Genomic DNA, 9004 nt, shown 5'->3' with positions numbered 1-9004 from the left:
GCCCGCCGGTCAGCGCCTCCAGCCGCAGCCACAGCCGCGAGGCGACGGCGGGGCCGCGCGCATCGCGCGCCGCGCGGGTGATCAGCAGCTGCGGCGCGCCCATCGCCCCGGCAAAGCCGTGCGCGGCAAGGCCGATCCGCGTTTCCAGCCCCGGCAGCCCCAGATCGGCGCGGATGCGCGGCGCAAGCCAGGGATCGGGCGGTGGGGCCGCCGGCCACACGCCCTCGTTCAGCCCGCCCAGCACCATCAGATCGGCCTGTTGCAGCCGTGCCTCGATCAGCCCCCAGATGAAGATGCGCGGATGCCCGCCCTGAGGCGGGCGCACCGCGACCGCGTCCATCAGGTCGGCGAGCAGGGGTGCGAGCGCATCGCGGGTGATCGCGGCCGGGCCGGCGGCGGCATGTTCCTCGATCCGGGCGAGCAGATCGGCCGCTGCCCGCCCCGCCGCGCGCGCCCAGGCGGCATCCCCGGCCAGCCGCTCCGCCGTCTCGCGCACCGCCGCGACCACTGCGCCCAGCGTCAGCGGCCCGGCCAGCGCCTCGGCCAGCGGGGCGAGCAGCGCCGTCATCTCGGCATCGAGGCCGAGCGCCGCCAGTCCCGGCGCCGGGCGTGGGCCGCGCAGCCTGAGGTCGAGCGCGCGCACCCGGTCGAGCCAGGCCGCCCGCCCCTCGCCGGCGCGGACCAGCGGGTGCTTGAGCAACGCCAGCAGCGCGGTCGGCGCGAAATCCTCGGCCGCCGCCTCGATGATCGCGCGCAGCAGCGTGCCCGGCGGCGTGCGCGACAGGGGCTGGCCGGCGGAATCGTCCGCCTCGATCCCCCAGCGGCGCAGATGCGCGACGACGCGCTGCGCCAGCCCCCGGTCGGGCGTCACCAGCGCCGCCGTCCGCTCGGGCGTTTCCAGCGCCTCGCGCAGCGCGATCGCAATCGCCTGCGCCTCTTCGGCCGGGGTCGCGACCTCGAGCAGGCGGATGCCCGCCCGGTCGCGCTCCTTGGCGGGCAGGCCGGTCCATTTGACCGTCGCCTCGGCCGGGGCGAGCGCGTTCGAGATCAGCCGGCTGCGCCCGGCGCGCGCGGCATGGCCGCCGCCCCAGCGCCAGCGCACCACCTCGTCCCGGCCAATGCCCATCCGGTCGAGCAGCAGCTTCAGATGATATTGGGGATGCGTCTCGATGGCGCGCGGCCGGACCCCGGTGTCGGGATCGGGATCATGCGGGCCGAGCGAATCCCATTCATCGCGCGGCATCGCGATGTCGAGCGCGTCGAACACCACCGCGCCGCGCGGCGAAAAGGCGATGGTGCGCAGCAAGGCCGCGACCGCCGGGGCCGCGGTCGAAATCCCCGCCGCGATCACGAACCCCGGCGGCGGAACGTCGCGCCAGCGCCGCGCCGCACGGTCGAGCAGCCGGTTGCGCCGGTCAGCGAGGTCGATCCGCCCGAGCCGCGCCAGCTCCGCCGGCCAGCACGTCAGCACCAGTTCGAACAGGATCAGCGCGCGCGCCCAATGCACCGACAGCCGGTCGCCGGGATCGAGCGCCGCCAGCCGCGCCGGATCGATCCGCTCGACATGCAGCTGATCGAGCGTGCGGCCCAGCTCGGCGGCCAGCCGCATCGCCTCGGCCATGCCGGGCGGGTTGCCGGCCCGCCCTTCGGCCTCGATGATCAGCCGCGCGAGGATCAGCTGGCGTTGCAACGGATCGATGGCCGGCGGCACCGGTTCGACCGAGCCGATGGGGTCGAGCAGCGCGCCCAGCCGCTCATCAAGGTCGATATCGCCGACCGGGACCAGCCGGGGCAGCAGCAGCCCGCGTTCGGCCCGGCGGACAAAGGCATCGGTGATCGCGCGCGCGGCGCGGCTGTTGGGCGTGAGGATCACCCCCTGCGCCAGCGCCAGCGGATCGCCGCCATGCCGCGCCATCACCCCCGCGACGAGCGCGTCGGCAAATGACCGGTGCGGGGGGATGGTGAAAACCTGCGGGCGCACGCCGGATGGTTAGCGCGCCCCGCCGCCGCCGTCATCCGGCCAAGCAACCAAAGCGGTATTATTCGCTGGCGAGCATCGCCTCGGCGCGCTTGACCGCGCCCGGGGTGCCGACATCGAACCACAGGCCATTATGGACGATGCCGAAGGCGCGCCCGGCGGCAATCGCGCGGTCCCAGAGCAGGTTGAGCGAGAACGGCTCCTCGGCCACGCCGGCAAACAGCCGCGGCGACAGGATCTGGACGCCGGTGAACACGAACGGGGCCATGCGCATCGGCCGCCGCCGCGTCAGCCGGCCCAGCCCGTCCATGTGAAAATCGCCGCGTCCCTGATGGCAATGCGCGCGCGCCAGCGGCACCAGCAGCAGCAGCGCGTCCATCGCATCGTCATCGAACCGGGCGGCGAGCGCGCGGATCGAATCGACCGGGCCGTCGACCCACAGATTGTCGCTGTTGACGACCAGAAACGGATCATCGCCGATCAGCGGCAGCGCGCGGACGATCCCGCCCCCGGTTTCGAGCAGCCGGGCACGCTCGTCCGACACCAGAATCTCAAGGCCATGCCCCCGGCGCTTCAGATGCGCCTCGAGCGCATCGGCCAGATAATGGACGTTGACGACCGCGCGGCCGATGCCCGCCGCGCGCACCCGGTCGAGTGCATGGTCGAGCAGCGTCTGCCCCGCCACCTCGACCAGCGGCTTGGGCCGGGTCGCGGTCAGCGGGCGCATCCGTTTGCCCAGGCCCGCCGCCAGCACCATCGCGGTGCCGGGAACGGCCGCATCGGGCTGGGGCCGGATCGCCATCGGGCGGGCATAGCGGCTCATCCGATCCGCGCTCCCGCCCGCCGGTCGGCAGGGACATGGCGGTCGAACCAGCCGCGCACCGGGGTCAGCGCCGGATGGGCGAGATCGCGCTCCAGATAGCGCCAGACGCGGGGCAGCAGCTCCAGATAGCGCGGCTTGCCGTCGCGCCGCGCCAGCCGGGCGAAAATGCCGATAATCTTGGCGTTGCGCTGCGCGCCGAGCAGCGCATAGGCGGTGGCGAAATCGCCCGCCGGATCGGCGGCGGCGACATAGCGGTCGAACATTTCGGCCTCGACCGCCTCGGCCACGTCGCGGCGCGCATCCTGAAGCAGCGACACCAGATCATAGGCCGGATGCCCGGCGAGCGCGTCCTGAAAATCGAGCAGGCCGAGCGCGTCGACGCCGCTGCGCCCGGCGATCAGCATGATGTTTTCGGCATGGTAATCGCGCAGCACCGTGACCGAGCGGTCATCGGCAAGCGGGGCCAGTGCCTCGGCCCAGACGGCGCGGTAGCTGTCCTGATCGACGCTCAGGCCGACCGCGGGCGCATACCATTCGGTGAACAGCCCGACCTCGCGCAGATATTCGGCGGCATCATAGGGGCGCAGCCCGTCGGCGGCGGGATGGCGGTGGAGATTGACGAGCAGATCGATCGCCGCGCCATAGACCGGCCGTTCGGCGGCCGGATCGGCATCGACGGTCTCGCGCATCCGCACATCGCCGAAATCGTCGATCAGCACCAGCCCGCGCGCCAGATCGGCGGCGAGCGCGCGCGGGGCGTTGAGGCCGATCCCGGTCAGATGCCGGGCGATGGCGATGAACGGGCGCGGATCTTCGTGCGGCGGCGGCGCATCCATCAGCACCGCCTGCCCCTTGGGTCCGAACACGCGGAAATAGCGGCGGAACGATGCATCCCCGGCCAGCGGCTCGATCCGCGCATCGGGCCAGCCGGCGCTGGCGAGGAAATCGGGCGCGGCGGCAGGCGGAATCATCGGCGGAGGGGTCAGGCTGGCCATCGTGCTTCCCATGCCGCCGGCAGGGCGGCTGTCAAGGCGCGGCCGCCATCCGCCGCCGGGTCGATGCGCAGGCGGAGCGCCCCGGCCAGCAGCGCCGATGCGCCCAGCCGTTCGGGCCATTCGATCAGCAGCAGATGATCGGCGATCAGATCGTCAAGGCCAAGCTCCCCCGCCTCGTCCGGGTCGTCGATCCGGTAGAGATCGACATGCGCGACCGCGATCCGCGTTTCAGGCGGCGCATAATGCTGGACGATGGCAAAGCTGGGGCTGGGCGCTTCGCCGGCAAGCCCGAGTGCCGACAGAATGCCGCGCGCCAGCGTCGTCTTGCCCGCGCCGAGATCGCCGGACAGGGCGACGACATCGCCGGGGCGCAGCCGCGCCGCCAGCGCCGCGCCGAAATCGAGCGTCGCCTGATCGTCGGCCAGATGGACCGGGGGCATGAGCTTCGGGGCCAAGGACTCAGCCTCGCGGCAGTTCGATGGTGACGGCGGTCCCCTCGCCAGGGGCGGAGATCAGCGTCAGCTCGCCGCCATGCGCCTCGACGAACTGGCGGGCGAGCGGCAGGCCGAGGCCGAGCGACGCGCCGCGTTCGCGCGCCTCGCCGGTGCGGCTGAACCGGTCGAACGCCCGCGCCTGCGTGCCCGCATCCATGCCGGGGCCATTGTCGGACACGGCGATGCGCGCATGATCGCGGTCGCCCTCGCCCTTCAGCACCACCTGCCCGCCTTCGGGGGTGAAGCGCACCGCGTTGCGCAGCAGATGGTCAAGCGCCTGCCGCAGCCGGCGGGCATCGCCGCTGACCGACCCGAGCGAGGGATCGAGCGCAACCTCGAACGCCAGCCCCTTCTCGCCCGCCTGCGGGGCGATGGCGGCCGCCGCCTCGCGCGCCAGCCGGGCGAGGTCGACCGATTTGCGTTCCAGCGGCAGTGCCCCCGCCTCGCTCTGCGTCAGGTCGAGCACATCGTCGATCAGCGATCCCAGCCGGGCGACCGATTCGAGGATCGCGGTCACATAATCGCCGGCAATCGGGCTCAGATCCCCGGCATAGCCGCCGGCCAGCATCTCGGCGAACCCGCCGATCGACGTCAGCGGCGTGCGCAGTTCATAGGACATGTTGGCCACGAACGCGGTCTTGACCCGGTCCGCCGCCTCCAGCGCCTCGTTCTTCTCGCGCAGCGCCGCCTCGATCCGGCGGCTGTCGGACACGTCGAGCATCGTGAACAGCGCATTGCCGTCGGGCAGCGGCACCGCCGCAAACTCGAAATGCCGGCCATCCTTCATCGCCACCCGGCCGCTGCGCTGCTTGCGTTCGATGGTGGCGACGCGCACCAGCTCGCGGATCAGCGCCGCGCGCGACGGGTTGGCGAGCATCCGCGCCGCCGTCTCGGCCAGCGCATCGACGCGCGGATGGCTGTCGAGGAACGTCTCGTCGAGCGCCCAGACCTCGCGGAATTTCTGGTTCCACAGCTGCAAGCGGCCATCGCCGGCAAACACGCCGATCGCCTCGAACAGATTGTCGAACGTCGCCGCGCGCACGCGCAGCAGCGTGTCGCGCGCACTGGCGAGCGCGACCTGTTCGGTGCGGTCCTCGAAGATCAGCAACAGCCCGCCATCGGGCAAAGGCTGGGCGACGACGCGCAGATGCGTGCCGCCCGACAGGATCCAGCTTTCCTCCTGCCCGTCCGAGGCATCGGTGAACCAGCCGCGCTTCTCCTCCCGCCAGGCACGGAAATCGCGCACCTCGGGCAGGCGGCCGGATTCGCGCATCCGCTCGAGCACCCGGTCGAACTCGGGCCGGTCGGCCAGCCAGTCGGGGCGCATCGCGAACAGCCGGACAAAGGGCTGGTTGTAGAAGGTCAGGCTGCGGTCGGGACCGAATTGCGCGACGCCGGCCGACAGCCGGTCGAGCATGTCGCGTTCCGCCTCCATGAACCGCTTGAACGCGGCGCGCGACTGTTCCAGCTCCTCGACATCGATCGCATAGCCGGCGACCCCGGCATCGCCCAGCGGCACATCGACGACCAGCAGGCTGCGCCGCTCGCCCGCAATGGTCGCGGGCACCACGCGCGACACGCTCTCGCCGGTCTCGCGCGCCGATGCGGCGGCGGCGATGGGATTGCGCCCCGGGGCCATTTCGACCAGCTCCAGCCCGCGCGCCACGACATCGGCGGCGCTTTCGGCCTCGACTGCCTTCACATAGGCGCTGTTGACCAGCGTCAGGCGCAGATCGGGGCCGCGATGCCACATCGGAATGGGCGACGCCTCGATCAGGCCCGACAGCGCTTCGATGGCCTTGGCCAGCCGCGCCGCCTCGTCGGTCAGCCGGCCGATCTCGGCCTGGCTTTCGGTCGCGTCGAACACCCACAGCACGACTGCCCCCGCCGGTGCGACGGCATCGGCGGCAGGCGCGCCGCGCACCAGCAACGTGCGGGTCGACCCCTGCGCGCGCACCGCCCGGGCAAAGGGGCGGCCGGCATGGCGGGCAGCGTCGATATCCTCGGCGATGGCGGCGACATCGTCGGGGTGCAGCCCGGCACCGGGGCCGCCCAGCGCCTCCAGCCGCTCCGGCGTGTCGGGCAGGCCCAGCCAGTCGGCCAGCCGCGGCGGCGCATCGATCGCCCCGTCGCGGTGGATGACGACCGGCAGCGCCGGGGCGGAATCGAGCAGCGCCTGAATGCGCCGGCCATGGCGGGAATCATCGACCGCAAGCGCGCGCCGCTTCAGCCCCGACCATAGCGCCAATGCGGCAGCCCCCAGCCAGAGCGCGAGCAGCGCGCCGGCAGCAGCCGCGACCAAGGGCGTCAGGACAAGCATGGCGCGCGTTTAGAGACTTTGCGCGTCCGCGCAAACGGCAAGCAGCCGGTCACCCGCCCCCCGCCGATCCGGTCGTTCCCTGCCCGCTCATCGCCTGCCCGTTCATCGCCGCATCGGCGCGGACATAGGCAGCCACACGGCCGGTCGCGCGGTCGCGCAGCGTCATCCGCCCGCCCGCCAGCGTGACCAGATCGGCGCTTGAGGCCGGCCGCGCGGCGAGATCGCGGGCAAGGTCGGCCGCCAGCCGGGCAAGCGTCGGGTTGGGAGCGGCCGGGGCGATGTCGATGCGGCGCAGTCTTTCGGTCAAAATCCCCTCTGCCAGACGCCACTCGCCGGTCGCGCTCAGCAGGAACGGCAGGCCGCCGGCCGGCAGCCGGTCGCCCGAAATCGCCAGCCGGGCGCGATAGCTCAGGGTGCCATCGGCGCGATATTCGGTCTCGCCGCCGCTGGTTTCGGTGCGATAGCCCTCGCCGGCAAACACCGCCGGCGCGTCGCTGCGCCAGCGCCCGACCAAAGCGGCGGCGGGGATGGGCCCAGCGGGGGCTGGCGCGCCCGCCGTGCCACCGCTGTTCATGCTGGCGCTGCTTTGATTGCCCGCGCGCTCGCCATCGGGCGCGGCGCAGCCGGCGGCGAGCAACGCCGCCGCCAGCATTACCGCTACCTGCCTCACGCCGCTGCGCTCCGCGCGACCTCGGCACGGAAATGGGCGCGGATGCTCACCTTGTCGATCTTTTCGGTGCCAAGCTTGGGCAGCGGTTCAGAGACGATCCAGATGCGCGCCGGAATCTCGAACGCCGCCAGCCGGGGTTCCAGAAACGCGGTCAGCGCCTCGGCGGTCAGCGCCTCGCCGGCGCGGGGATAGACGACCGCCCCCGGCACTTCGCCGAAGCGCGGATCGGGCAGCGCGAACACCGCCGCCTCGGCCACGCCCTTATGCTCGTAGATCGCGGCCTCGACCTCCTGACAGCTGATATTCTCGCCGCCGCGGATGATGATGTCCTTCTTGCGGTCGACGATGAACAGATAGCCGTCCTCGTCCAGATAGCCGATATCGCCGGTGCGGAAGAAGCGGTCGGCGGTGAAGGCGGCGGCCGTCGCCTCGGGGTTCTTGTAATAGCCCTCGAAGTTGCAGATCGAGCGGATGCACACTTCGCCGCGCGCGCCCTGGGGCTGGGGCTGGCCGGCATCGTCCATAATCGCCAGCTCGACGAGCGGGAAGGACGCGCGGCCGGTGCTGTTGGGCTTGGCCAGATAATTGTCGCGGAAATTGCCGCAGCCCACGCCATTGGTTTCGGTGAGGCCATAGCCGATCAGCGGCTTGGCCCCGCCCATCTCGTCATTGATCCGCTTGACATGCTCGACCGGGCGCGGCGCGCCGCCCGCCGCCATGTCCATCACCGACGACAGATCATATTTGCCGCGGTTCGGGTGGGTCAGGATTTCATAGCTCATCAGCGGCACGCCGACGAAATAGGTCACCTTTTCGCGCTCGATCAGGCGCATCGCCTCTTCGGCGTCCCATTTCGCCATGATCACAAGCTTGCGGCCCATGGCGAAGCTTTGCAGCATCACCGGCACTTCGGCGGTGACATGGAACAGCGGCACGTTGAGCAAAGTCGCCGGCTGGACGGTCGGCGCCTGGCCGTCCTGCATCATCAGGTTGAGCGACATCAGCGTCTGGGCGAGATAGTTGAACACCGCCTGCACGACCGACCGGTGGGTCGAGATCGCGCCCTTGGACTGGCCGGTCGAGCCGGAGGTGAACAGGATGGTCGCGATATCATCGCCGCTGATCTCGGGCAGCGGCGTCTCCGCCCCGCCGCCGGCCGCGAGCAGCGGCGCCAGCGCGTCTGCAATCGGCAGGCCGACATCGACGGTGACGATGCGCGCGCCATGATCCTGACCCTCGAGCCGGCGGGCGCGCGGCGGATCGGCGAGCACCAGCCCGGTGTCGCTGTCTTTCAGCGCATGGGCGAGCTCGGGCCCCTGCCACCAGCCGTTGAGCAGCGTGGCGACGCCGCCCGCCATCAGCACGCCCATGTAAAGGATGATCCAGGCCGGCGCGTTGCGCGCGGCGATGCCGACATGATCGCCGGGCTTGACGCCCCAGCCGGCGACGAGCGCGCCGGCGACGGTCCGCGCATGGGCATAGACCTGGGTGAAGCTCAGCCGTTCATCGCCGCAGACGAGGAAATCCTTGTCGCCATGCTGGGCGCAGAAATGCGCGAAATAATGCGGCAGCGCGGGCGGCGCGGACAGGATCACCGGATAGGACAGGCCGTCCTTGTCGTGCCGGCCGACGGGCAGCATCCCGCCCTCCCCGGTCAGGGCCGCCATGATCTGATCGATGCGGGTGTCGAGCACGGACGCCATATCTCTGTCTCTCTCCTCTTT

General features: G+C 71.5%; 7 protein-coding genes. All 7 read right to left on the bottom strand.

Annotation, left to right across the window (positions count from 1 at the left end):
- On the bottom strand, window positions 1–1981 hold a 1981-nt coding region (locus OPU66_RS05790), incomplete at its 3' end, for a PD-(D/E)XK nuclease family protein (protein WP_498552657.1).
- A gap of 58 nt (window positions 1982–2039) precedes the next feature.
- On the bottom strand, window positions 2040–2801 hold the full coding sequence (locus OPU66_RS05785) for a nucleotidyltransferase family protein (RefSeq protein WP_498552656.1): 762 nt from the start codon (window positions 2799–2801) through the stop codon (window positions 2040–2042).
- Window positions 2798–3772 (bottom strand): aminoglycoside phosphotransferase family protein, encoded by a 975-nt coding sequence (locus tag OPU66_RS05780; protein ID WP_498552666.1) that lies wholly within the window; start codon window positions 3770–3772, stop codon window positions 2798–2800. The genes OPU66_RS05785 and OPU66_RS05780 overlap by 4 nt, the downstream gene beginning before the upstream one ends.
- Window positions 3773–3783: 11 nt before the next feature.
- Complete coding sequence (tsaE, locus tag OPU66_RS05775) at window positions 3784–4236, bottom strand: tRNA (adenosine(37)-N6)-threonylcarbamoyltransferase complex ATPase subunit type 1 TsaE (protein WP_498552665.1); 453 nt, start codon at window positions 4234–4236, stop codon at window positions 3784–3786.
- 19 nt (window positions 4237–4255) lie between these two features.
- The gene (locus OPU66_RS05770; RefSeq protein WP_498552655.1) at window positions 4256–6610 is read right to left on the bottom strand and encodes a sensor histidine kinase; all 2355 of its coding nucleotides are present in this window, start codon (window positions 6608–6610) and stop codon (window positions 4256–4258) included.
- Window positions 6611–6659: 49 nt separating this feature from the next.
- Window positions 6660–7280, bottom strand: a complete 621-nt coding sequence (locus OPU66_RS05765; protein ID WP_498552654.1) for a hypothetical protein — start codon at window positions 7278–7280, stop codon at window positions 6660–6662.
- Entirely contained in the window at window positions 7277–8983 is a 1707-nt protein-coding gene (locus tag OPU66_RS05760; protein ID WP_498552653.1) for a class I adenylate-forming enzyme family protein, read from the bottom strand. The genes OPU66_RS05765 and OPU66_RS05760 overlap by 4 nt, the downstream gene beginning before the upstream one ends.
- Window positions 8984–9004 lie beyond the last annotated feature (21 nt).

The sequence above is a fragment of the Sphingomonas sp. URJC2 genome (assembly GCF_059803575.1).
Note: the sequence above shows the minus strand (reverse complement) of the source record. Positions and strands in the feature narration are given on the sequence as shown.

Coding starts and splice junctions, on each gene's coding strand:
- OPU66_RS05785 (WP_498552656.1), bottom strand. CDS start 2,801: ATGAGCCGCTATGCCCGCCCGATGGCGATCCGGCCCCAGCCCGATGCG.
- OPU66_RS05780 (WP_498552666.1), bottom strand. CDS start 3,772: ATGATTCCGCCTGCCGCCGCGCCCGATTTCCTCGCCAGCGCCGGCTGG.
- tsaE (WP_498552665.1), bottom strand. CDS start 4,236: ATGCCCCCGGTCCATCTGGCCGACGATCAGGCGACGCTCGATTTCGGC.
- OPU66_RS05770 (WP_498552655.1), bottom strand. CDS start 6,610: ATGCTTGTCCTGACGCCCTTGGTCGCGGCTGCTGCCGGCGCGCTGCTC.
- OPU66_RS05760 (WP_498552653.1), bottom strand. CDS start 8,983: ATGGCGTCCGTGCTCGACACCCGCATCGATCAGATCATGGCGGCCCTG.